This window comes from Undibacterium sp. GW821-FHT11B02 (assembly GCF_058808955.1).
On record NZ_JBXASD010000007.1, the window covers coordinates 455252 to 478239 of the forward strand.

General features: G+C 50.0%; 25 protein-coding genes. 8 read left to right on the plus strand and 17 right to left on the minus strand.

Translation table 11 applies throughout. The features are described from left to right. Positions 1-7: 7 nt before the first annotated feature. From AC1RVX_RS17765 to AC1RVX_RS17815, 11 genes are all read right to left on the minus strand, one after another. Complete coding sequence (locus AC1RVX_RS17765) at positions 8-466, minus strand: VOC family protein (RefSeq protein WP_493217917.1); 459 nt, start codon at positions 464-466, stop codon at positions 8-10. Positions 467-520: 54 nt separating this feature from the next. Further along, a complete protein-coding gene (locus tag AC1RVX_RS17770) occupies positions 521-1321 on the minus strand; it encodes an NAD(P)H-dependent oxidoreductase (RefSeq protein ID WP_493217918.1) in 801 nt (266 codons plus the stop codon). 149 nt (positions 1322-1470) lie between these two features. Continuing rightward, entirely contained in the window at positions 1471-2379 is a 909-nt protein-coding gene (locus AC1RVX_RS17775) for a LysR family transcriptional regulator (RefSeq protein ID WP_493217919.1), read from the minus strand. A gap of 106 nt (positions 2380-2485) precedes the next feature. Then, on the minus strand, positions 2486-3019 hold the full coding sequence (locus AC1RVX_RS17780; RefSeq protein ID WP_493217920.1) for a hypothetical protein: 534 nt from the start codon (positions 3017-3019) through the stop codon (positions 2486-2488). Positions 3020-3056: 37 nt separating this feature from the next. Continuing rightward, positions 3057-4535 (minus strand): aldehyde dehydrogenase, encoded by a 1479-nt coding sequence (locus tag AC1RVX_RS17785; RefSeq protein ID WP_493217921.1) that lies wholly within the window; start codon positions 4533-4535, stop codon positions 3057-3059. A gap of 34 nt (positions 4536-4569) precedes the next feature. Beyond that, positions 4570-5253, minus strand: a complete 684-nt coding sequence (locus AC1RVX_RS17790; protein ID WP_493217922.1) for an alpha/beta hydrolase — start codon at positions 5251-5253, stop codon at positions 4570-4572. A gap of 27 nt (positions 5254-5280) precedes the next feature. Continuing rightward, complete coding sequence (locus tag AC1RVX_RS17795; protein WP_493217923.1) at positions 5281-5880, minus strand: thiamine pyrophosphate-dependent enzyme; 600 nt, start codon at positions 5878-5880, stop codon at positions 5281-5283. An 8-nt stretch (positions 5881-5888) separates the two neighbouring features. Then, positions 5889-6404 carry a thiamine pyrophosphate-binding protein gene (locus tag AC1RVX_RS17800; protein ID WP_493217924.1) on the minus strand — a complete coding sequence of 172 codons (516 nt, stop codon included), beginning with the start codon at positions 6402-6404 and terminating at the stop codon, positions 5889-5891. A gap of 86 nt (positions 6405-6490) precedes the next feature. Beyond that, the gene (pruA, locus tag AC1RVX_RS17805) at positions 6491-8041 is read right to left on the minus strand and encodes an L-glutamate gamma-semialdehyde dehydrogenase (RefSeq protein WP_493217925.1); all 1551 of its coding nucleotides are present in this window, start codon (positions 8039-8041) and stop codon (positions 6491-6493) included. A 33-nt stretch (positions 8042-8074) separates the two neighbouring features. Continuing rightward, a complete protein-coding gene (locus AC1RVX_RS17810; RefSeq protein ID WP_493217926.1) occupies positions 8075-9238 on the minus strand; it encodes an NAD(P)/FAD-dependent oxidoreductase in 1164 nt (387 codons plus the stop codon). A gap of 568 nt (positions 9239-9806) precedes the next feature. Next, complete coding sequence (locus tag AC1RVX_RS17815) at positions 9807-10580, minus strand: AraC family transcriptional regulator (RefSeq protein WP_493217927.1); 774 nt, start codon at positions 10578-10580, stop codon at positions 9807-9809. Between the two features lie 233 nt (positions 10581-10813). Between AC1RVX_RS17815 and AC1RVX_RS17820 the strand changes: the two genes are divergently transcribed. Together AC1RVX_RS17820 and AC1RVX_RS17825 are read left to right on the plus strand one after the other, a co-directional pair. Beyond that, the gene (locus AC1RVX_RS17820; RefSeq protein WP_493217928.1) at positions 10814-11926 is read left to right on the plus strand and encodes an alpha/beta fold hydrolase; all 1113 of its coding nucleotides are present in this window, start codon (positions 10814-10816) and stop codon (positions 11924-11926) included. 125 nt (positions 11927-12051) lie between these two features. Next, positions 12052-12867: a Crp/Fnr family transcriptional regulator gene (locus AC1RVX_RS17825; RefSeq protein ID WP_493217929.1), complete on the plus strand. Its 816-nt coding sequence runs from the start codon at positions 12052-12054 to the stop codon at positions 12865-12867. Here the strand turns inward: AC1RVX_RS17825 and AC1RVX_RS17830 are convergent. From AC1RVX_RS17830 to AC1RVX_RS17840, 3 genes are read right to left on the minus strand one after another with little or no spacing between them, the layout of a single operon-like run. Beyond that, positions 12864-13490 (minus strand): DsbA family protein, encoded by a 627-nt coding sequence (locus tag AC1RVX_RS17830; RefSeq protein WP_493217930.1) that lies wholly within the window; start codon positions 13488-13490, stop codon positions 12864-12866. The genes AC1RVX_RS17825 and AC1RVX_RS17830 overlap by 4 nt on opposite strands. A 5-nt stretch (positions 13491-13495) precedes the next feature. After that, positions 13496-14176 (minus strand): glutathione S-transferase N-terminal domain-containing protein, encoded by a 681-nt coding sequence (locus AC1RVX_RS17835; protein WP_493217931.1) that lies wholly within the window; start codon positions 14174-14176, stop codon positions 13496-13498. Between the two features lie 4 nt (positions 14177-14180). Then, positions 14181-14966, minus strand: a complete 786-nt coding sequence (locus tag AC1RVX_RS17840) for an enoyl-CoA hydratase/isomerase family protein (RefSeq protein WP_493217932.1) — start codon at positions 14964-14966, stop codon at positions 14181-14183. A 256-nt stretch (positions 14967-15222) separates the two neighbouring features. On the opposite strand from AC1RVX_RS17840, the gene AC1RVX_RS17845 reads away from it, so the two are divergent. From AC1RVX_RS17845 to AC1RVX_RS17860, 4 genes are all read left to right on the plus strand, one after another. Then, the gene (locus AC1RVX_RS17845) at positions 15223-16071 is read left to right on the plus strand and encodes an AraC family transcriptional regulator (RefSeq protein WP_493217933.1); all 849 of its coding nucleotides are present in this window, start codon (positions 15223-15225) and stop codon (positions 16069-16071) included. 78 nt (positions 16072-16149) lie between these two features. Next, positions 16150-16539 carry a nuclear transport factor 2 family protein gene (locus AC1RVX_RS17850; RefSeq protein WP_493217934.1) on the plus strand — a complete coding sequence of 130 codons (390 nt, stop codon included), beginning with the start codon at positions 16150-16152 and terminating at the stop codon, positions 16537-16539. A gap of 380 nt (positions 16540-16919) precedes the next feature. Beyond that, a complete protein-coding gene (locus AC1RVX_RS17855; RefSeq protein ID WP_493217935.1) occupies positions 16920-18134 on the plus strand; it encodes an MFS transporter in 1215 nt (404 codons plus the stop codon). Positions 18135-18236: 102 nt separating this feature from the next. Beyond that, positions 18237-19421 carry a pyridoxal phosphate-dependent aminotransferase gene (locus AC1RVX_RS17860; protein ID WP_493217936.1) on the plus strand — a complete coding sequence of 395 codons (1185 nt, stop codon included), beginning with the start codon at positions 18237-18239 and terminating at the stop codon, positions 19419-19421. Between the two features lie 428 nt (positions 19422-19849). Here AC1RVX_RS17860 and AC1RVX_RS17865 read toward each other — a convergent pair whose 3' ends face one another. Next, positions 19850-20107, minus strand: coding sequence for a LysR substrate-binding domain-containing protein (locus AC1RVX_RS17865; RefSeq protein ID WP_493217937.1), 258 nt, complete (start codon positions 20105-20107; stop codon positions 19850-19852). An 8-nt stretch (positions 20108-20115) separates the two neighbouring features. On the opposite strand from AC1RVX_RS17865, the gene AC1RVX_RS17870 reads away from it, so the two are divergent. Continuing rightward, complete coding sequence (locus AC1RVX_RS17870; protein ID WP_493217938.1) at positions 20116-20286, plus strand: hypothetical protein; 171 nt, start codon at positions 20116-20118, stop codon at positions 20284-20286. Positions 20287-20410: 124 nt separating this feature from the next. Next, positions 20411-20872 carry a hypothetical protein gene (locus AC1RVX_RS17875; RefSeq protein ID WP_493217939.1) on the plus strand — a complete coding sequence of 154 codons (462 nt, stop codon included), beginning with the start codon at positions 20411-20413 and terminating at the stop codon, positions 20870-20872. Between the two features lie 49 nt (positions 20873-20921). Here the strand turns inward: AC1RVX_RS17875 and AC1RVX_RS17880 are convergent, their stop codons facing one another. Next, on the minus strand, positions 20922-22466 hold the full coding sequence (locus AC1RVX_RS17880; RefSeq protein ID WP_493217940.1) for a methyl-accepting chemotaxis protein: 1545 nt from the start codon (positions 22464-22466) through the stop codon (positions 20922-20924). A gap of 202 nt (positions 22467-22668) precedes the next feature. After that, on the minus strand, positions 22669-22988 hold a 320-nt coding region (locus AC1RVX_RS17885; protein WP_493217941.1), incomplete at its 5' end, for an Lrp/AsnC family transcriptional regulator.

Consider the following 22988-nt stretch of genomic DNA (forward strand, 5'->3'; position numbering starts at 1 on the left):
ACGTTTTCTACGACGGCTTGGTAGCGCGGATCTCAAGCGTGACACCGGCACCCTTTTCCGCCGTGTCAAAATAGGTAAAGCCGCTCAGGTCCGGCCGCCGCCCACGCATTAATGTCTGCAGCCCCATTTCGTTACCTTGCGCCTCACCCTTGTTGCAATCAGGCACGGTAAAGCCAAGATGGAACACCCCTTCGCCCCGTGTTTTCAGAAAATGCATTTGCGCGCTGTTGCCTGCACCTGGTTCGCATAGTTGTAGCTGTACATTCCCCAAATCAGCGTAACGATAGCGCAGCTTGAAAAAAGCCGCAGGATCAGGTACTTTCAGATCTGACTTGAACGCATCCAATGGCGGAAAGTCGTGCCACGGACCGACTCCTATTGATTCATAGTAAGCCACCGCCGTTTCCAAATTTCGGACAACGATACAGATGTGGTGCAACTGCTGAAAGAGATCTGGATGCTTCATTTCTGGGGACTCCATATATGTGACGGATATCGTAACGGGATCGTGGTGGCGAAATCAGGATTGCGCTTCCCTGGACATTGAGAATAGCGCTGCAGATTCCTCAAAGGTTTGTCCGGCAGTCGGGTTCCATTGCACCCCTGAGCGCGCCAGCACACCAGGCTTGAGTCTTTGCGTTTCGTCGTAGTCACTCCAGGGGTGGAAGAACAAAGGTTCACAGGTGTCAAGCGTTTCCAGTCGTTGCGCATATGCATCCAAGTAGGCGCTCCTGTCTTCTGCTGAAACACGGGCAGGCATCCAGGCTGCAAATGGTGGTAATACAGTAAAGCCCGTGTAGCCAAGGATGCCGTTGTGAATAGGCCATAGCACATGATGCAGATCACCATCGATGCCATTAGGTTCGTACAGGGTGGATGCTGTTCCAGTCGTCAGGCAGATCATCGCCCGTTTCCCCTTGAAATGGCCAGACTCATACTTACGCCCGGTTGAATACGCGAAACCCCGGCTGAATACGCGGTCGACCCAACCCTTGAGGATTCCTGGCATGGAAAACCACCAGACAGGAAAGTGAAACAACACGAGGTCAGCCGCTGCCACCTTTTCCTGTTCAGCCTTCACATCTGCTGAATGGCAGTTGTGCGCCAGGGCATGTTCCTGCTCTTTGGAAAGATCCAGATAGTCAGAATCTGCGCGACTGTCAAAATCCGCTGGCCCCAGTGCTGCCGACCATTTCATTTGATAAAGGTCGCTGACGACCACCTCGTGACCGAGCCGCTCCAGGGTGGCAACTGCTGTGTTCTTGAGCGCGGCGCTGAAGGACGCCTGTTCCGGATGAGCGAAAACGATAAGGACTTTCATGGCAATACCTTTTGAAGTTGATGTTTCTTTTAAATTACATTACTGACTTTCCAGAATTGGATTCCTGCTTTTTATTCCGGCCACCCCTTCTGAAAATAATTTTACTTATTTCCAATGGCACCATCACGGTGGTGCCTGGAAACTACCCACTAAGAACTCAAGCGCCGTGCATCATCGACAAGAATCTGGATCAAATCTCTGGCGAATGCTGGCAGTAAGCTCAAGCTGCGTACACAAATTTGAAGATTGCGTGCCGCCCATTCGTCGGCAAGTGGAACAATCGCAATATTCATTGTCCTTGCGTAGCGCCGGGCCGCCGAACCGGGCAAAATACCTATTCCCACGCCGGCCTCAGCCATACGGCAAATCGTCTCGAAGCTGCCGACCTGAATGCGGGTTTTCAGGGCACGGTGTATCGCACTTGCTGCCTGATTTAAAAACGTGTGAATCGCACTGGCTTCCGACAGGCCAACGTGATCAAAGGTCAGCGTCTCTTCAAAATACACATCAGAGCGGCTCGCGAGGGAATGATTGAGTGCTGTGGCAAGCACCAGCCGGTCTTTATGATAAGGAATGATTTCGAGCCCCTCGGTGCGCACGTTGCCAGCAACAATACCGATATCAGCCTTTCCCTCGCAAACGGCCAGCACGATATCGTGACTCAAGCGTTCGCATAGGTCGATACTCACATCAGAATGTTCGGCCAGGAATGCAGGTAATACAGCCGGCAGGTATTCTGACATGGCTGTAGTATTCGCCCAGATACGGACATGTCCGCGCAAACCTTCAACATACTCCTGCAAGTCCCCACGAAGATGTTCGATCTGCTGCAGTATCAAACGAGCATGGTGCAGAAATGCCTGCCCGGGCGCAGTTAGAGTTACGCCTTGATTGGCACGAAACAACAGCTTGGTACCAAGATGCTCCTCAAAATTCTTGATACGCGTACTGGCCGATGGCAGAGCCATATGCGATCGCTCAGCACCTCGGGTGAGGCTATTGGTTTCTGCGATATTAACGAAAAGCCGCAAATCGATAAGATCAAAATGTAATCGCATACTCTAGCTGCCTTCAAGTGAGGTGGCGGAAAATCTGGTCAGCGCATATGGCACCTGATGACTTCTGCAATAAATACTCAACATTGCTGTCCCCGAGTAGTCAATTTTAAAACCTTGTGACCGTTTCATCATTAATCGCCTGTTTTTCCCAACAAAACGGCATCGGAACCGAGGTCATCGGAAGCGGATTTGTTGAACACCTGGCAATCTGATGAACAGAGAACTGCCTGAGATCACGTATCACACTTTGGTTGGCCGCCAATGCAGCCTGCATCCAATAGATTTGGGCCCGGAAGTCGTCGGTTTGGCTTGTCCGGTTGCATGCAGACTTGATTCGGTTGTCGGCACGCATTGCAATGACGAACTCGTATACCTCAGACAAAGTCAAGCAGTTCCGTCGGTTTTGCATATGCCAGGCATGTTGACTACCAGCATCGTCTTCCAGCAAGCCAGCCTGCACCATTTTCCGGCAAAGATCTCGCACTTTCCTGACAGGCCGATCGACACGTACGCTCACTTGCTCAACGCTCAATGATTTCGGTGCAGAGCGCGAGAAGTGTGCCAGAACCTCGGTCACCAGACAGAGCTCCCGGTGGAAATACTGGTCACCAAAGATGGAAGATGTGATGTCCATAGACATTAAACTCTCCTCTGCTCTGTGTCGGTCAGAGCTTGAATCAGCGCAAAACAAAGGGATTCGCCGTTACCACTCCTGAGTTGATCCAGACGCTCTTGACCTGTAAATATTCGCGTATTGCGTCGACACCATTTTCACGCCCCATGCCAGAATCCTTGTAACCACCAAACGGTGACATGTAACTCACTGCACGATAGCTATTCACCCATACCATTCCCGCCTGGATGCGCTGTGCCATGCGAAATGCGCGTCCGATGTCTGCGGTCCAGACACCTGAACCTAGACCAAATCGTGAATCGTTCGCGATGCGTACTGCGTCGTCTTCATCCTTGAAGCGGATAATAGAGAGAATTGGCCCGAATACCTCCTCCTGGGCAATACGCATACTGTTGTCGACTTCACCAAAAATGGTTGGTTCGATGAACCATCCGTTTCCACATTCGGCTCGTTGTGCAGGCCCACCACCCAGCAGTAGCTTTGCACCTTCCGCTTTCGCGATGTCGATATAGCCCAACACCTTCTGATACTGTGGCTGCGTAGTTACCGGGCCTATCTGTGTATCCATACACATCGGGTCGCCCATGCGGGCAGTACGGGTCAAGGCAAGTAATTTCTCGACAAAAAGGTCATAAATGCTATCCTGCAACAGCAGACGCGAGCCAGCAATGCAGGTCTGCCCAGTTGCCGCAAAAATACCGGACACCGCACCGTTCAGGGCATCGTCCAGATTGGCATCGGCAAATACAATATTGGGAGACTTGCCACCGAGTTCCAGGCTGACATGCTTGAAATGCCTTGCCGCTTGCTCATTAATTTGCCGGCCTGTGCTATCAGATCCGGTGAATGTAATTTTTTTAACAAGCGGATGCTCAACCAGTGGCGATCCTACCTCTTTGCCAAAACCAGTGACAACGTTCACTACTCCCGGAGGAAATCCTGCTTCTTCAAACAATTTCACGAATTCGATAGTCGAAGCTGACGTGAACTCGGATGGCTTGATCACAACAGTGCAACCTGCTGCAAGGGCGGGGGCAATTTTCCACGCCGCCAACAGCAATGGCGAATTCCACGGTGTGATGACTGCGACTACACCCAAGGGTTCATTCACGGTAAAGTTGAAATAGCCCTTTTTGTCCAGAGGAACAACCGCACCCTGGATTTTATCGGCTAAGCCGCCGAAGTAGTAATACCATTGTGGAATATAGTTAAGCTGGCCGTGCATCTCAGCCATCAGCTTGCCGTTATCACGGACTTCGATCTCTGCGAGTTTTTTTGCATCCCGTGCAATCAGATCACCCAGGCGATGCAAATACATTCCACGCTGACTTGGCGACAAGGCAGCCCATGGTCCACTACTAAATGCCCGATGTGCCGCATTAACTGCAGCATCGACATCGGCAGCGCCGCCTTCAGGAATTTCTGCCCATGGCAATCCTGTATAGGGATTGCTGGTTTCAAACCAATTGCCAGAGATGGGATCAACCGATTGCCCATCAATATACATTTGATAACGTTGCATACAAACCTTTTTATCTAATCCACGTTTTTTATCATTAAGCTGGCGATGTCACTGACGTACGGAGCCTCGCTGTCATCTGGATTGCCTTGCAAAGTAACTGCAGTTTCTCATTGAAAAAATGGTCGGCATCAGGAATTGCCAAGACTGGTAGTGCTTGCCTTTCCGCCCACCGCATGACATCCCCGATAGGCACGCGGTTATCCAGGGTTCCATGTATCAGCACGCTATGCACGGGCAAATCATCTGTGTCATAAAAGCGCACATTCCTCACAATCCCAAGCGCAATGGATGTCAGAATAACTTCAGCTGGCGCTTGCCCCTGCGCAACCAGCTTCGTTGCCAGTTTGCTTTGAACATATGCGCCGAATGAAAATCCACACAGCAATACAGGCAACCCACTAAACCGTTCCGCAGCGTATGCATGGACAACAAGCATGTCCTCTGCTTCCCCTGCTCCATTGCTGTGATTGCCTTCGGTCTTTCCGGTACCGCGAAACCATGGTCGCAAAACGACATAACCAAGATCACATAAAGTTTGTGCAATTGAAGACGTGACCTGATCCTCTGGTGAACCACCGAGCAAAGGATGTGAGTGACCAAGTAGCGCCACTCCCTGTGGATCTCTTGCCGGATGATCGACATACAAATCAATAGCGCCAATAGGCCCACGAATGATCAGTCTTTCGCGATCTTGCAAAATGACACGAGAAAGCTCCATGAATATCGCCTGGTTACCCTGCTCAGTTCATTTCAATGCAGCTTGCCCGAGCAGCGCTTCCCTGAAGCGACTGCGCAAATACGGACCATCCCGTGGCGGCAGCGCGACAGGTGTAGGGTCCGTTGCAATGCGGATTGCTGCGAATATCAGTCCCTTTTCTGTGAATAAGCGTGATGCGAGCGAGGCGACTTCATCTTCTGTAGCGATACTGTGCGCTTGCTCAAAGCCACATGCACGTGCGATACCTGTCAAGTTCACGCCGCGTCCTGCGTGGGCTGGTTGCATACCCGTTTCAGCGTAATGTTCATTGTTCAGAACGATGATTGCGAGGTTGTCAGGTTTCTCGACCGCAACGGTTGCTAGCGAACCGATGCCCATCATCATTTCGCCATCGCCCGTGAATACGACGACGCGACGATCAGGCTGAGCAAGTGCTATTCCCATACCGACCATGACTGCGCCTCCCATTGCCCCCCACAAGTAAAAATTCTGTGGTGAGTCACCGGCTGCGGCAACGTCAAACGTCGGATTTCCGAGGCTGGTGACCGCCAGAGCATTTCCACGATTTTGCAGGATTTGTGCTACCACGGTGCGGCGATTAAGAAGTTTCGAGACTGTAGATGACATTGCGATACTCACTTATTGAAGTTTTTGGTTCCGATAACACGCTGCGCAATAAGCACAGCAATTGAACGTCCGGTCTGATATGCCATCAAGGCTGCCGCACGCACCGTTGGCGCGATCTCATCAGTTGAATCCGCGCGGTAAACATACATGCCGGCCGCCTCCATTGATTCCTGGGTTGATTTACCCATAGGGATTTGCCACGGATTGAATTCACCCCATTCGCCACGCATGGTGACGATAGTCAGCAAGGGAATGCGACACTCATGATTCAGCGACAGCATGTTGATACAGTTGCCAACACCGCTCGATTGCATGAGCATGACACCACGATCACCACCCAGCCAAGCGCCGGCGAGCATGGCGATTCCCTCCTCCTCGGTAGTCAGCGAAATCGCGTGAATATCCGGGTCGGCTTCACACATTTTAATCAATTGGCTGTGACCGGCATCCGGCACATAGGCCACCTGTCGCACGTTCAGTGATTTCAGTTCATCAAATATTTGTTCTGGCCAGGATGCAGACATTATTGTTCACCTAAAAGAATTGAAGAGATTGCTTGCCAGCGCGAGTCAGTTTCACGCTGGCGAATGGACTTGACTCTGTCACTTATTTAAAAACGCTCCGACACGACCTTCATTTGAAGAAACTGCAGCAAATAATCCGGCCCACCAACCTTAGTATCGGTACCGGAAAGATTGAATCCGCCAAATGGTTGAATGCCAACCAGTGCACCCGTATTTTTGCGATTGAAGTATAAATTTCCGACGTGGAATTCTCTGCGAGCATATTCCAGACGTTCTCTCTGGCGGGAATACAGTGCTCCCGTTAATCCGTAATCCGTGTTTGTAACGACCCGCATGCCTTCGTCAAAATCTTTCACACGAATGGCAGCTACGAATGGCCCAAAAACTTCCTCTTGTGCGATCCGCGCGTTTTGATCAACGTCACCATAAATTGTCGGAGCAAAGAAAAAGCCAGGTCCGTCCAATCGACGTCCACCAGTGAGCAGCTTGCCTTCCTCTTTGGCAATTTCGAAGTATTGTGAAATCTTCTTAGTCTGGGCAGCATTGATAACCGGACCCATCCGAGGATTATTCTCAGCTGGTCCGACCGCAACTTTTTCTGCCAGCGACACCACTCTTTCCATCAGCGCATCGTAGACAGCATCAACTACCACCAGGCGTGAGCATGCTGAACATTTTTGCCCTTGATAGCCAAAAGCTCCCTCGATGATGCCGGTAGCAGCCAAATCGAGGTCGGCCGTTTCGTCAACGAGGATTGCGTTCTTTCCTCCTAGTTCCAAAAATACACGCTTGAACCATTTTTGGCCGGGCGCCAGCTTTGCAGCAACCTCGTTGAGGCGTGCTCCAACTGCAAGACTTCCGGTGAAACTGATGAAACGCGTTTTGGGATGCGCCACCAAATATTCCCCAACCTCGCGCCCTATTCCTGGAAGAAAGTTTAGTACGCCTGCGGGTAAACCTGCTTCATCAAAAGCTTCAAGCAACATGGCACAGGAAACCACGGTATCTTCTGCCGGCTTGCAGACCATCGTATTCCCTACTGCGATTGCACCAGCCATCATGGTTGTCATGAGCGCCATAGGGAAATTCCACGGTGCAATAGCGACGCCAACGCCAAGTGGCACATAAAAACTGCTGTTATGTTCACCTGCGAATGGTGTCAGTCCGTCGATCGATCCCACATGTTTCATTGCCAGCCGTGCGTAGTACTCCAGAAATTCAATGGTCTCGGCAACTTCGGCACTTGCATCGACAAGATTTTTCCCGATTTCCAATACGAGACAAGCCTCAAAATCGCGCCGGCGGCTGCGAATAATCTGGGCAGTCTTAAGCAGCAAAAGTGAACGTTCTTCCTGTGGCCAGGTTTTCCACGATTCAAATGCTGCCCATGCGGCCGCAATTGCTGCGTCGGCGTGTGCTGTATCTGCAAGTGCGGATGCACCAATGATTTCGTCCGCATTCGAGGGATTTGTTGAAACTATCGTTTTTTGGGTACTAATTTTTTCACCGCCAATGACCAGCGGATAAACATGCTTTGAATTCGTCCGGATACGAGCTAAAGCTTCCTTCATTTCACGCTGCGTTACCTCGGAACTAAATTGCTCAATATGTTCACTTTTAAATGGGCCAATCTGCATATATTTCTCCAAATATTTGACAAAAAATTGTAGTTAATAGACACCGTGTTCAACAATGGCCTTACCTTCGGCGAAGCGAGTTGGAGAAAGAGGTGATAAGTCGATAGAGCGATATTCGTCGTAAGTGATCAATTCTGCCAGTCCGCGCCCGACTCCCGCACTGTGCATCAGGCCGTGGCCGCTAAAACCTGCTGCGACATAGAAGTTTTCTACGTCAGTTCCTCCCACAATGCCGTTCTGATCGATCGTATTGAATTCGTAATAGCCAGCCCATGCACGTTCTATCCGAAGCGCTTCGAACGCTGGAATGCGCTCCGCCAGGGTTGGCCAGATAAGCTCCTCAAACAGAGCAAGGTCTGGGTCAAGGGGCAGGTCATCGTGATCATTTTCTGGGTTGGGTGAAGTGGCGCAAAGAAAGTGGTTTTGTTCGGGGCGGATAAATATCCCCGAAGTGTCAATAAGAATTGGAAATTCCGGAATTTTTTCCGGACATGACACGACAAACGCAGTCCGCCGACGTGCACGGATAGGCAGTTCAACGCCGACTTTCGAAGCCAGTTCATTTGACCAGGCACCGCATGTATTGACGACAAAGTCAGCATTTAATTTGCTACCATCCGCCAGAAGTACACTCTCAATTCGTCCGCTATGATGTTCGAAGGCAGCCACGTCACCGGTCATAAAAACAACTCCTGCGGCTTTTGCCCGTGACCGATATAACTGCATGAGACAATAGCCATCAAACCAGCCTTCGCCCTTCAATCCTTGAACGCCATACTCCAGGTCGCTGGTATTGAGCCATTGAAATTTGTTAGCCAGTTGATCACGGGAGTACTCCCGCAGCGAAACGCCAAGCGACCGTGCCAATTCAGTACGAGCTTTCAACTCATTTGCCTGATCTGGACGACCCAGAAACAAATAACCACGAGAAGTCAATCCGGCCCCGCCTATTTCGGGTGAACTGGTGGCGTCAGCGTCCACCATAAATTCATAGCCAAATTGAGACAGCTGGATACTGACCGGTGTTGAGAATTGTTGCCTGATTGAGCTCGCCGATAAACTTGAGGATGCAATGCGATAGGTTGGATCTCTCTCAACAACAATGATTTTTGAAGGGGCGTTTTCTTGCATCGCAAGAAAATACGCGACGGCACATCCCATTGCACCACCACCAACAATTACAACTTGATTTGACATTTGGCAACCTGATTGTTTTTGGGTTTCGCATACTATTCACGGCACATTGAGTCTTGATTCAGCCAGTTTGGCATATGCTCAGTCGTGTGATTCCATAGCCACCAATTTTACGTAGGTCCCCCTGCCTCGTATGGAACAAAAGCGGCCAAAGATTTGCGGAATTTTGCACAATCGTGGCTTATGCACCCGTGTTACGGAGGGAGTGTATTGCTGATTTTTCGACACTATTCCGCTGCCAGTGTCAGCTCGTGACACCGCTTCTGTAGAAGTGTGGGTGAGGTACAAACTGTCATTTGCACCTTGATGGGAAAGCGTATTGTTCTAGATTGCTGACTTGAAGTCGGGATTTCGCCTAAACAGGGTTTCAGGCTACATGTTGCCTGCCGACGTAACGAACCTCCCTTGCAAGGGAGGTTTCCTAAAAGCAATAGCCTTGCCGGGACAATTTTGCGTAAGCTCTATTACAGATACTTCAATTAACTCGAAAATCAACTTGAACCGCGAGATATTGGTGTCGCATATTTACCAGATATTTACTCAGACAGAGTTTTTTCGGCAATTTATCAATCTATAGATCCAAAGCTGAAAGACTGCCTGGCTTGTGTGTAGCTCTATACTGAACCGGCGTGATATGTGTTGCCAATTTAAATTGGCGCGTGAATGCACTTTGATCCGCGTATCCACATGCGCTTGCGATGTCTGAAATTGACCGACTGGTCTGCTCCAGGAGCTTGCAAGCGTGATCGATCCTCTTTTTTGTCAAAAGCTGTTTTGGCGTCAGATGATACACATCGAAGACATGCCTGGCCAAGGTGTCCATTGAAATAGAGCACACTCTCGCCGCATCAGTAATCAATACGCCGTCCCCAATTCTGGCATCGATATATTCGAGGAATTTGGCCAATCGAAAATAGCTTGGGTGGCGACCATTCGGGCTTGGAAGATCCCGAGAAAGACCAAATAGTCCAACTACATTATTTGCTGCATCTAGCATCGGAAACTTTGAACTAAGGCACCAATATCTTGCGCCATTCGCTGTTCTATACATTCGTAGAACATTTTGGATTGGCAACCTGTTTTGTACAACTAACAAATCCTGTGCCATTGTGCTGAGCCCAGAAGCCGGAAAAAGATCGTCGGCGGTTTTTCCAAAAATATCTTGAGGCCTCTTTAGGCCACTACGACTTAGAAGTGTGGCGTTGGCCCAAAGATAACGGCCTTCGAAATCTTTGATAAAAAAAAGAACGTCTGAAAAAGTGTCAAAGACATCCTTTAAAAGATGGGGGGTCTGCGACAAGAGTTTGAAGAGCTGCGCTTCGTTGTTCATGGCTATATTTTTCAAATGTGCATCCACTTCCTTCTAATTTATATCATGTAAGAAGTATTAATTATCCATACTATCGTTACTCTAGAATAAATTGCGCATAATAATAGTTTTTAGGTAATTTTAATATTGCAAATCAGTTCTTGCATATTTGATAAAATTTTAAAATACCAGATCACAAGCTTTATTGGCCCCTGTTCATCAATTCGACATAACGAGTCACGGCACAGCCAAGCACATAAGGATCAACTATGTTCACGTTTCCATTGTCGCCGCATCAGCTTTTTGAGGAACGGCGTAAGCAGTTCGTCGGATGGGGCATTTCGTCAAGCATTGTTGCGCGGGTTGAAGATCGCGTCACTGACAACTGGGCTGATGGGCCGGGTGGCTGGACCTACGAGTGGGTACAAGAAGCAAATCATGCGAAGGGGCAGGGAAATTGGTTGTTGGCATCTGCGCTTTATGGCGCGGCCCGGTTCCCCTGTCTGGCCACACCAAGCCGGGTTGCTGCACTCCAGGAGCAGGTCCAATGCTTCATGCGGGCGTCGTCCCACTTTCGCCTGCATTTCGCGCGAGAGATGGTCGTGTGCAATGCAGGGGATGGCGAGGTTTCCATTCCCGTCCACATCTATTCACCGGATTCATCGTTAACACAGCCGGTCGTGATTCTTTCTGGCGGAGTGGACACCGGGAAGATGGAGCTGCACCGCATGGGCCTGCTGCTCAGCAAAATCGGGAAGTTCCGGGTTGTCTCGATGGACATGCCCGGAACTGGGGAAAGTGACATGCCACTGACATACGACGCGGATCGCATCTATCAGACTGTAATTGACAAATACCGAGGTAACAACAAGCTAGGTTTTCTTGGCGTAAGCTTCGGTGGCCATTGGGCGGCCAAGCTGGCGCTCAGCCATAAAGTTGATGCGGCCATCAACTTCGGTGGGCCAATTGGTGTCGAAGGCATTAATGCAGCCTACGTGGCTGGCTTACCCAACGGCATGCCAGGCATATTGGGAAACGCGTTGCGACTGGAGACCTATCCCGATCGGGAAGCGGCAGGCTTGATGCTTAAGGACTTCTCTTTGAAAGACCAGGGTTTGTTAGATCAACCTGATACAGCACGCATGCTTGTGGTGAACGGAGCCAATGACCAGTACATTCCAATCGCAGACGTGGAAGTATTCAGACGCTATCCTTCGGCAGAGGTCTGGCGGCTACGCGGGCTGACCCATTGCGCCGCAGAAAAAATCACGCGCGTCGTTCCCGGCATGATTACCTGGCTACGCAGGGAACTGCATGACGACTCACTTAAGACACGTCTTCTGCATGGACTTGCGATGACAATCCTCCCAGAGAAGATCTGATATCCAACAAACATAAACCAAAGACAAGACGTAGAAAAAAATAGCCGGACATCCATTCAGGACGCAAGCAAAACATCATAAGCAATCCCGCAACAGATGCGAAAGTTCGCTGTGGAGAAATACAGATGAATGAGACAAAGATCAATAAGGGCGTCACGCTTGAAGCAACACACACGTCTTTTGTGTGCTCGCCAGAACAAGTTGTCGCCAATGAAAGTCAGTGGTCAGCTAGCCAACAAGCAACATCACCAACAGTGCCGGTGACCGGATTGCAGGAATTTCTGGAAAAATGGCCATGGTTCCGTACACTGTCCCCCGAATTACGTGCACTTACGCAGACAACCGCGATTGCACGCACAGTCAGCTCAGGGGAATACGTCGCCAGAGCGGGTGAGCCGTGCAATCACTGGTACGGACTCATGCACGGCTTCCTGCAGATGTATGTGGTCAGTGCAGATGGTGCAGAGACCACTTTGTATTGTCTGCGTGAGGGTGAATGGGGCGGCGACGGGTCCTTGCTGAAGAAGGAAGCGCTGCGCTACGATCTGCGCGCACTTACCCCGGCGCATCTCTGCATGATTCCGGCAAAGACTTTTGAAACACTGCGTCAGTCATCCATCGCATTCAATCACTTTCTTTGCGACACTATGAATGAACGCATGGGTGTATTTGTGGGAATGCTGGCAGCATCCCGTCTGCTTGGGCCAGAAATGCAAGTGGCAAGAGCACTTCTGATGCTTGCCGACAAAAGAGGGGAAGACGCACAAACACTATCGATCCCGCAGCACGAGCTGGCCTTGATATGCGGCTTATGCCGGCAGCGTGTCAATGCAGCGATCCGGACATTCAATCGACATGGGCTGGTGCACAGTGAACCTCGCAAGGGTTCTTTGGTCGTTAATGTAAGCAGCCTGCGCAACTACGTCATGAAGGGAGGCTAAGCCGGACCCGGCTCACCCGAAAGGTCTGATTCTATCCGCGCAGCCAATAAATCCAGTCTGTCGCCACCCCAAAACAATTCCTCACGGTAGATAAACGTTGGGGCACCAAAGACACCCAATTGTTCAGCATGCGCTGACACCGTGGCCAAATCGTGTTGTGCGCTGGCCTTCTGATATGCACGCCAATCGCTGGCCTGTAACCCTGCGCTGACAAGTACTGTTTCAAGTTGCACTGGCGATTCCAGGTCGAATTCGCGACGCCAAAATGCAGCCAGCAGCGGATCACAAAATTCCCAGAGCCGGGCTTTTGACTTGGCAAACAACATCGCCTGACTCGCCAGGGATGCATCCCATAGCCGAGTCGTGGCACGAATCGTGAGACCCTGCAGCTTTGCCATACGGCGACAATCCATATACAGGTATTTCAGTTTCGCGATATCACGGCTTGACCGTTGTTCGATCTCTCCCCCATAGGCAGAGCGAAAGTCAGTGATGTATGGCCACCATTCAAAGACTACGCCACACCGCTGTGCCAGTGCACGGGCAGGTTGTAAGGCGAGATAAGAATAAGGACTTCGCAAATCGACAAATACCTGCACAGTCCGGTCACTATTTTCTTTCATGATTGCTATGTTCTCAAGAAAAGATTGTGCTTCGCTTCGGCTGAACTGCTCACGTCCACCCACCTATCCCTTAACACATCCATCGCCCTGCCAACAGCAGGCCGACTGCGTACCCGGCCGTACCAGGCTTGTATGTTGGGAAAATCTTCCAGAGCGATGCCGGTCAGCTTATGAATTCGAATCCATGGAAAGCAGGCCATGTCCGTGATTGAATATTCACCGCAAACATAGTCACGCCCTTGTAGACGTTCATCCAGCAGTGTTAGCAGGCGTCGAGTTTCCTTTTGGTATCTCTCGATTGCATACGGAACGGGTTCAGGCGCGTATCGGAAAAAATGCTGGGCCTGCCCCATCATCGGCCCCAACCCACCGACTTGCCAGAACAGCCACTGAAACACCTCACTGCGTTGGCGCATTTCCGTGGGAAGGAAGCGTTTTTCTTTCTCTGCAAGATACAGCAAGATAGCTCCAGTCTCAAACACCGTCACCGGGGCTCCCTTGTCCACAGGGACATGATCCACGATTGCCGGGATCTTGCCATTAGGATTGATGGCAAGATAACTGGCGTCGTGCTGGTCACCACTGGTGATGTCGATGGGAATGACGCGATACGGAACACCCAGTTCTTCCATCATGATCTGCACCTTATGGCCATTTGGTGCTGGCCAACTATAGAGATCGATCATGTGATTACCCCGGAGTAGTCCGCTTGCGCATGATTTCTTGCCTGCGCCGGTCTTGCGCACGGCGGTTACGTTCTTCACTCATGCCTGCCGGCAGGTGTTCGTCAAGGGCAACTGTTCGCTCTTCGATTTGCATCAGGGCACCGTCCTGCAAAGCCTTTTTGGACATGGCGTAGGCTACATTGCTATCGGGTGTGATGCACCGTGCGTAGTTAATAGCCGTGGTTAGCAATTGATCGGGTGCGACCACTTCATGGAAGAAGCCCAGGCGCTCTGCCTCTTCCGTGTCGTATAACTTTCCACATAGAGTGGCAAGCGCTGCGACCTGATCACCCAAAGTGTATTTGATGATTTCGACATATGCCGCTGGCATAGGGATGCCGATGGGCACTTCGTTTAGCCCGAACTTCGCCGGTTTACGTGCGGCAATTCTGAAGTCGCAGTCAAGTGCGGTGATCAGGCCACCAGCGATAGCATGACCATTCATTGCTGCAACAGTAGGTCTGGGGTAGGTAAAAATGCGCAAGTTGGTTTCGCGATAAGTTCTATACCATTGCCGGATTTTTTCGTGGTCTCCACTGCCGAAAATGTCAAAGCTGTACTGAAAATCTATCCCGGCAGAAAAAACATCGCCCTGCCCTGTCAGCACGACTGGTAATTCGTTGAAGTCGCGTTCCAGCCGGTCAAAGGCGCCATGCAGGTCAGCAAAGAATTGCTCGTTCTGTACATTGACTTTATTGGTGTTCATGTGCACGACAGCACATGCGTCTATCACCTCGATATCCCATGCCATATTGTCTCCTTATCATGTGGCAGCCGACAGCAGCTGCAAATTCAGATTAGCAGGTACACGACCAGCCCGATGTCGTTATAACGACAAGGACACAGCAAAATATTTGTAATATCGTACTATCAAAACATATGCCGCATCGTCAGGCTATTATTAGTCGCGACAGGCAGAAACCCCGTGCAGTACGATAGAATAGTCGTATTAAAAGGTGTTGACATGCATGTTTATCAAGCCAGCATCAGATTTATTTTTTTTATTTATGGCATCTCACACAGAACAAACAGATATCACCATATGGCAAGCTCCTGACCTGAAGGCAGAGTTGTTGTGCGGGCGATTTGTCGATTTTTCTTACGATGTCCATACCCATGAAACCGCGTGCTTTGCATTGCTGACAGAAGGTGCTATCCGGATCAGGATGCGTGGGAATGAGTTTGTTGTCCAAAAGGGTGACATCTATGCCATTGATGCAGACGAGCCTCACGCTGGCTGGGCCGTCAATGAACATGGCTGGCATTTGCGTACACTTTACGTGGATCTGGCACACCTGTGGGCTTTGGCAGGCAGCGAGCAAAGGTCCAGACTGTTTCAGTTAGCCGGGCCGGTAGTGCGCGATGCTCAACTTACGCAATGGCTGTATTCTGTGCATCATTGCTCGCAAGTGCAAGGATCAGCCCTGTTTCGGGATGAAACCTATATCAAATTCGCCTCACAGTTGACGCGATGCCATGTTCTTAAACCTGCATCATCCAGACCAGCAGGGCTGGAGCCCACTGGTGTTCAGGAGGTACGCGAATTTCTTGACCAAAATCTGGAAGACAACGTCAGCCTTGAAGATTTGGCAGCGATAGCAAAATTGCCCTCATTCCAGCTTTTTCGCGCATTTGAGCGGGCACTTGGTATGACGCCGCATGCTTATCAACGCCAAGCGCGGGTACGTTTAGCGATGCGGCTCATACGCGCAAATCATTCTTTAGGCGACACCAGTGTGTTGACCGGCTTTACTGACCAGGCACATCTCACGCGCTGGTTCCGGCGGTTGATGGGGGTTACCCCGGGCCAGTATCAAAAAGCAGTAACTGGTGGAACAGCAAGATCAGCCAGATAATAAATCATTTAGCAAGATATGCCCGACGTAATAATCTCAATAGCCTTATGAACATCATTTTTTGAAAGAACAAGTTCCATGAATGACTACCTACCCGTACTCGAAACGTATATGAAAGCACTGGGGGACAGCGACTACGCCACCATCGTTTCCCTGTTTGCGCCAGAAGGTCGAGTGCGGTCTCCATTTCTTGGGGAAATGGCAGCTGTACCTTTCTTTGAAAAACTGGCTACCGCCTCAGAGAAAAATGTCATCACACCGATCGATATCTTTTCGAGTTCAAGTGACAAGAACCATGCGATTGCCTACTTCCAGTACGACTGGACTGTCACAGATGGAACCCTGATTACTTTCAAGGTGATGGATTTGTTCCGGTTCAAGCCAGAAACCAACAAAGTGGAATATTTAGACCTGATCTATGACACGCATCCAATCCGGTCGACAGCAGGAAATAAATACGAACTATAAGGGTATCCAGCCAGAATGAAGCCACTCGCCAACGTGTGGTTTCATGGCCCTGCCTAGTTTTTCTCCTCAGTTTCCCCTGGCTACATGGCTCTTGAATCCCTGGTTTCTGAAAAAAATCCATATCATCTCCATTGCAATACACGCCATATTTTTGAGCTAACCAAAGCTTGGTCAGATACAGCACCCCGGCATGCCTCGGGCTGTTTAGTCAACAGTACAAGTCCAATAGAAGCTGCAATAGCGTACAAGACACCTACCCTCTTCATGTGAAATCATTGCCTGCAAAGCTTACTGGGCACCTGCGTAGCCGCAGTCGTGTCTATCGCAAACGGTGCCAGGACATGCCCTGGCCAGCAAGCAAATTTACAACGAGAGTCAATATGAACGCGCAAAGACATTTCTGGATACTGGTCATCTCCTCGGCAGCAATTTTGGCCGTCACTATGGGCATACGGCAATCCACCGGCCTGTTTGTTTCGCCGCTCAATACGGCTACCGGCTTGGGCATTATGACGGTTAGCTTTGCCTTTGCCATTGGTCAATTCATATGGGGTGCGGCGCAACCTTTGTTCGGCATGCTTGCTGATCGCGTTGGCTCATACAAAGTCATTGTCCTGGGTACAGTACTCATGGCATTGGGCTTACTGATCACACCTTTCATGGGCACTGGCTTTGGATTGACCTTTGCCATGGGCATACTTACCGCAGCTGGTGCCGGTGCTGGCAGTTTTTCAGTTTTGATCGGAGCATCAGCACAACGTCTGCCGCCCGAGCAACGCTCGTCTGCGTCAGGTTTTATCAATGCGGGTGGTTCCTTCGGTCAGTTCGTGTTTGCTCCTTTTACTCAAGGTATGATCAATGCCTTCGGTTGGGTTGCTGCCATGTTCGCCCTTGCCACCACTGCCTTTAGCGCCATACTCATAGCACTGCCACTGCGAGAAAAGAAGAATGCTCATGACACTCACGCAGCAGCACTAACTGATGGCATGACTCTTGGCAAGCAGACTGGCATTGCCTTTCGTGACCGCAGCTACCTCTGCCTGCACGCCGGTTTCTTTACCTGCGGATTCCATATTGCCTTTTTGGTGACGCACTTACCTGGCGAAGTTGCCCTTTGCAGTTTGCCAGCAGCCGTCGGGGCAATGTCGATTGCCATCATCGGTCTGGCGAACATTATCGGCAGCATCAGTGCTGGCTGGCTGGGGAAAACACAGCGCATGAAAATGATACTGGTCTGGATGTATGCATCACGCGCCGTCGCAATAGCCTTATACCTGGCAGCACCAAAGACGACATTGACCTTCTATGTTTTTGCGTTTGTGCTTGGTATCACCTGGCTTTCGACGGTGCCGCCAACCGCCGGCCTGATCGGCAAACTGTTCGGGCCGCGCTATCTTGCAACCCTGTTTGGCCTGGCACTGTTCAGCCATCAAATTGGTGGTTTCTTTGGCGCATGGCTTGGTGGAATTGCTCTTGCAAAGACTGGGAGCTATGAATGGATGTGGTACGCAGACATCGTACTTGCCATTGCAGCTTCCCTGATCAACCTGCCTATCCGGGAAAGCCATCCAAAACTGGTTCTCAATACGCCCTGAATCCGCCCTAAATCTCTAAAAATTGCGTTCATCCACTTTGCCGGGCAGCTCTGCGAAGAGTTGTGAAGGACCGGTATATCACCACTCTACAGGAGACACCCGATGAGAATTTCCAAACGTTCCGAACGCATTGAACCGTTCTACGTCATGGAAGTAGCCAAGGCTGCTTCACAATTAGCCCGTGAAGTAGCTGGTACCAATCGACCAATGATACATCTGACCATCGGTGAGCCAGATTTCACTGCGCCACCGCTGGTACAAGAGGCAGCTGTGCGCGCGGTGCGCGACGGGGTGACACAGTACACACCTGCCATCGGACTTGAGTCACTACGTCAACGAATCAGCGACTGGTACCGCCAACGCTTCGGCATCGACATTCCTGCACGACGCATTGCCGTAACCGCTGGCGCGTCTGCTGCATTGCAACTTGCTTGTATGGCACTGATCGACGCGGGTGACGAAGTTTTGATGCCTGACCCGAGTTATCCTTGCAACCGGCACTTCATCATCGCGGCAGAAGGCCAGCCGGTGCTGGTACCTACGACAGTCGCTGAACGCTACCAGTTAAGCGCAGAAAAAGTACAGGCTAACTGGCGCGACAAGACGCGCGGGGTACTACTGGCATCGCCATCCAATCCGACTGGTACTTCCATCCACCCGGATGAATTGCGACGCATCCATACATTTGTCCAGTCAAAAGGCGGTTTCACACTGTTGGATGAAATCTATCTCGGCCTAAGCCACGATGATACCTTTGGTCACACCGGACTGGCGATTGATGACAATGTCATCAGCATCAACAGCTTTTCAAAATACTTCGGCATGACAGGCTGGCGACTGGGCTGGATAGTGGCTCCAGAACCATTGATACCTGTCATCGAGCGATTGGCACAAAACTTCTTCCTGTGTCCGAGTGCCGTTGCACAACATGCAGCGCTGGCTTGCTTCGAGCCAGAAAACATTGCGGAGTACGAACGCCGCCGGGCAGAGTTCAAGGCCCGACGTGACTGGTTCATCCCGGCCCTGGAGAAAACAGGCTTCAAGGTGCCAGTCGTACCAGATGGTGCTTTCTATGCCTGGGCCGATTGCTCGTCGTGGTTTGAAGCCTGGGGCGTGCCAAGCAGTTGGGAGTTCGCTTTTGAAGTGATGAAACGCGCCCATGTTGCCATATCACCAGGCCGTGACTTTGGTAATGCGGAAGCCGCACGGTTTGTGCGTTTCTCCACCGCCAATTCAATGGAGAATCTGCAGGAAGCAGTAGCACGGCTAGTCGCACTTCGTCCTTGATGCCGAAAATTGTTGATTTCACTTTTGCACCGAAAGGACGATTGCCCCCATTTAAACTTAGCCCGGAACCATTCGAGCAGCTTAAGCTCGCAACTATGAATATTCCGCATAAGCAGCTAGATCCATATAACTTTTAGGATTATGTATCATTTCCGGCTTTATCCCGGCACGACCCCAACATAGCAGGAGGCGAAATGATACGTCACCAGTTTGATGATTTTCTTCTGCTGTCTGCGACTACAAATTGACATATTGCTGGCGTGGCACGAACCATTCATGCTTACAAGCATAGCAACGGATGTTAATATCTGGTTGAGTTTCCCCACACCACTCTTCTACAATAAGCAGGTCGTACTTTGTACTGAAGTCAGACATACGGACCAAAGGCACTGGTCAGGCCCACAGGAACAAAAAAAGTACCTCAGCAATTACGGGCTTGTCAATACGGGTTCAGCACTTTCTTTCCAGCAGCTACTCAAAAAATCGATAAAAGTCCGTGCTGTTAGCCCGATTGGCCCCGGCGGGCAAACGGCATAGACACCGGTTTCCCTCCCGGTCCACTCTGGAAGTATTTGTACCAGGTCGCCTGAGCGTATCGATTCAAGCATTGTCACTGCTGAATGAAAAGCAATGCCATGCCCATCGATGCAAATTTGCGTGACCGCATCCCCGTTATCAGCACGCATTCTTCCGCGTGGCAGAACTCGCCGCGCTCGGTGTGCGACGGGTCAGCATTGGTTCCTGGATTCCGCAAAAACTGTGTGCTCATACATCAACACTGGTGACAGACTTTCTTGCCGATGGCCGATCAGAACCGCTAGTCGATGGCGCCACCCCTTATACCGAACTGAATGCGTATTTTTGATTTAGCTACCTGCAACTGCCTGGGTCGCACCTTGAAACACACATAAATAGGACTTACTATTGATCCGGCATTTAAATCGATTTGCGGTTCAGAATGAATCGTCTATTAAGGCGGTAAATACAATATGGTTACGAAATTTTGGAAGGAAAAGCATATCACTCCCAAACTGACACTATTCTCATTGGCAATCGTACTGTCGTGTCAATCCACTGCGCAGCAGGTTTCCCGACAGATTAATGAAGTAGACGTCATGCGCGCTGCAGAGGACACAGTAGCCGAACACAGGCTGTATGCAACCTGCCTGTCCCTGAACAAGACCTCCTTGTTGCTTGAGGAAAAAGTATGGCGTGGAGAGATTAACGTATCCTTGGATTTTCTAAAAACGTTAAAAGCAACACCAGCATTTATTGCAAAATTCAAAGCTGCAGTTGATTTTTCTCATTTACTTGATCGAGATATTAAACTCGGTGCTGCAATAGATCTATGCTACAAGAATGAAAAAACCGTCAGGACTTTCTACGAGTTTGGATACACGCGATTGTCAAAATCAGTTGAGAATGCAAGTGTTCAATCGGCTCCGAAATAGAGACATTAAAGCCCTCCATAGGTGAGACAAATTCTCAGGACAAAATCAGTCACATTAATTTGAACCGTGACACCAATTGCGCAAGATTGGCGGCCTGATCTTGCATGCTACTTGCCGCTGCCGCCGCTTGTTCAACCAATGCGGCATTTTGTTGTGTTACCGAGTCCATTTCTGTGATCGCCAGGTTCACATGGCTGATCCCGGTGCTTTGCTCATGTGAGGCCGCCGTGATGCCGGCAATGATACTTGTCACTCGGGAAACGCTGGCTACGACCTCGTCCATCGTAGATCCAGCCTGTGCAACAAGGGCACTACCTGCTTCAATAGTGCTGACTGAATCGCCAATTAGTTCTTTGATTTCTTTAGCGGCAGCTGCACTGCGCTGTGCAAGGTTGCGCACTTCGCTCGCTACAACTGCGAAACCACGTCCCTGCTCTCCTGCTCGTGCCGCCTCAACGGCAGCATTCAATGCAAGAATATTCGTCTGGAAAGCAATGCCGTCAATGACGCTAATAATATCGACAATGCGCTTAGCAGAGGTGTTGATGGTGTCCATGGTATGGATCACTCGTGTAACAACGGATCCACCCTTTTGTGCCACCTCAGAAGCCGATTTGGCCAACTGATTCGCCTGTATGGCGTTTTGGTCGTTTTGAGATACTGTCGAGGTCAGCTCTTCCATTGATGCAGCAGTTTCTTCCAGTGAGCTGGCTTGAGATTCAGTGCGAGAAGACAGATCCATGTTTCCTGAAGCAATTTCTCTGGAAGCAGTTGCGATAGTATCGGCACTTCGACGTATCTCGGTCATCGTGTTAGCCAGATTGAGCTGCATGCTCTTCATTGCAAATAAAATGCTACTCTTATCATCTTTATGCGTTTTGACTGCTCCACTCAAATCATTAGCAGCAATACGCGCAGCTATCTCGGATGCATATTCAGGGGCACCACCAATCGTGTGGCGTAGACTCTTATTAATCACTCTGACGATAAGCCACAGCACGAAACACACAACTAGCAACATGATCGAAGATTGCATTAAGGACTGACGAAAAGCAGTATCGATGTCATCCATATACACGCCTGTGACCAGGCTCCATCCCCAGGGTTGATAGGTGGCAACCCGGCTTAATTTCGGGACTGCATCTTTCTCACCCGGACGAGTCCAGTAATACTGAACAAATCCGCCGCCAGTCTTACCAGCTACAACGATGTCGCGATACAGGTAATTACCTTTAACGTCTTTGAAATCCATCATGTTCTTACCGTCGTTTTCAGGTTTGAACGGATGCATTAAGGTTACGCCATCCAGATTCGTAATTGTTACATATCCGTCCTTGCCATAGCGCAGATCCTTAATCGTTGCCATCGCCTGTTGTTGCGCTTGCTCCTTGGTCAATTTTCCTGCCTGCGCCAAATTGTCGAAATGCTTAACGATATGGATTCCGACATCATCAATACTGGTTAAATCGTTACGACGCTCCTCAATTCTGATGTTGCGACTTTGAATCGAGTCATAAACGAAGATTCCTGCAATACACAACAAGCTGGAAATCAAGGGAATCCAGAGCTTTTTCTGGAAGCTAAGATTTTTCATAATTGTCTCCTAGACTTTATCATTGTAATTGTTGTTACTAGACAAGATTATATTATTATCGTCCACCCTTGAGGGTGTCTAAAAAATTGTTAAATTTCCCGTTTTTTTGATCAAGCTTCAAGTGTTACATCCTTTCAGGAAACACGCTTTGCTCGGTCACATCTATCTGGTGTAATTCATTGCGCCAGATGGTTCTATTACATCAATGCTGCTCTACAAACCATCTAATCCTCCAGAGCGTCTCGCACGATAGGTTGGCTGCCTCGCTACGGAGCACAATGGATGTGGTCACCGCACCGTAGACAGCAATGGCATCAACAATGCTTTCCAGTTTGGCCGGTGAAGGCACGATGACCTTCATAATAAAGCAGTCTTCACCTGTGACCCGGTAAACCTCAAGGATATGTATCATCTCCCTGAAACGCTTCAGGCAAGTCTGTATATACTCATGCGTGGTACGCAGGCGGATGATGACAATCATGCCCGGGCCCAGAGCTGCCTGATTGATCTGCGCACTGTAGC

Coding starts and splice junctions, on each gene's coding strand:
- AC1RVX_RS17765 (WP_493217917.1), bottom strand. CDS start 466: ATGAAGCATCCAGATCTCTTTCAGCAGTTGCACCACATCTGTATCGTT.
- AC1RVX_RS17820 (WP_493217928.1), top strand. CDS start 10,814: ATGTTCACGTTTCCATTGTCGCCGCATCAGCTTTTTGAGGAACGGCGT.
- AC1RVX_RS17785 (WP_493217921.1), bottom strand. CDS start 4,535: ATGCAACGTTATCAAATGTATATTGATGGGCAATCGGTTGATCCCATC.
- AC1RVX_RS17855 (WP_493217935.1), top strand. CDS start 16,920: ATGAACGCGCAAAGACATTTCTGGATACTGGTCATCTCCTCGGCAGCA.
- AC1RVX_RS17775 (WP_493217919.1), bottom strand. CDS start 2,379: ATGCGATTACATTTTGATCTTATCGATTTGCGGCTTTTCGTTAATATC.
- pruA (WP_493217925.1), bottom strand. CDS start 8,041: ATGCAGATTGGCCCATTTAAAAGTGAACATATTGAGCAATTTAGTTCC.
- AC1RVX_RS17850 (WP_493217934.1), top strand. CDS start 16,150: ATGAATGACTACCTACCCGTACTCGAAACGTATATGAAAGCACTGGGG.
- AC1RVX_RS17875 (WP_493217939.1), top strand. CDS start 20,411: ATGGTTACGAAATTTTGGAAGGAAAAGCATATCACTCCCAAACTGACA.
- AC1RVX_RS17835 (WP_493217931.1), bottom strand. CDS start 14,176: ATGATCGATCTCTATAGTTGGCCAGCACCAAATGGCCATAAGGTGCAG.
- AC1RVX_RS17860 (WP_493217936.1), top strand. CDS start 18,237: ATGAGAATTTCCAAACGTTCCGAACGCATTGAACCGTTCTACGTCATG.
- AC1RVX_RS17780 (WP_493217920.1), bottom strand. CDS start 3,019: ATGTCTATGGACATCACATCTTCCATCTTTGGTGACCAGTATTTCCAC.
- AC1RVX_RS17790 (WP_493217922.1), bottom strand. CDS start 5,253: ATGGAGCTTTCTCGTGTCATTTTGCAAGATCGCGAAAGACTGATCATT.
- AC1RVX_RS17830 (WP_493217930.1), bottom strand. CDS start 13,490: ATGAAAGAAAATAGTGACCGGACTGTGCAGGTATTTGTCGATTTGCGA.
- AC1RVX_RS17845 (WP_493217933.1), top strand. CDS start 15,223: ATGGCATCTCACACAGAACAAACAGATATCACCATATGGCAAGCTCCT.
- AC1RVX_RS17880 (WP_493217940.1), bottom strand. CDS start 22,466: ATGAAAAATCTTAGCTTCCAGAAAAAGCTCTGGATTCCCTTGATTTCC.
- AC1RVX_RS17865 (WP_493217937.1), bottom strand. CDS start 20,107: ATGCGTGCTGATAACGGGGATGCGGTCACGCAAATTTGCATCGATGGG.
- AC1RVX_RS17770 (WP_493217918.1), bottom strand. CDS start 1,321: ATGAAAGTCCTTATCGTTTTCGCTCATCCGGAACAGGCGTCCTTCAGC.
- AC1RVX_RS17795 (WP_493217923.1), bottom strand. CDS start 5,880: ATGTCATCTACAGTCTCGAAACTTCTTAATCGCCGCACCGTGGTAGCA.
- AC1RVX_RS17810 (WP_493217926.1), bottom strand. CDS start 9,238: ATGTCAAATCAAGTTGTAATTGTTGGTGGTGGTGCAATGGGATGTGCC.
- AC1RVX_RS17800 (WP_493217924.1), bottom strand. CDS start 6,404: ATGTCTGCATCCTGGCCAGAACAAATATTTGATGAACTGAAATCACTG.
- AC1RVX_RS17840 (WP_493217932.1), bottom strand. CDS start 14,966: ATGGCATGGGATATCGAGGTGATAGACGCATGTGCTGTCGTGCACATG.
- AC1RVX_RS17825 (WP_493217929.1), top strand. CDS start 12,052: ATGAATGAGACAAAGATCAATAAGGGCGTCACGCTTGAAGCAACACAC.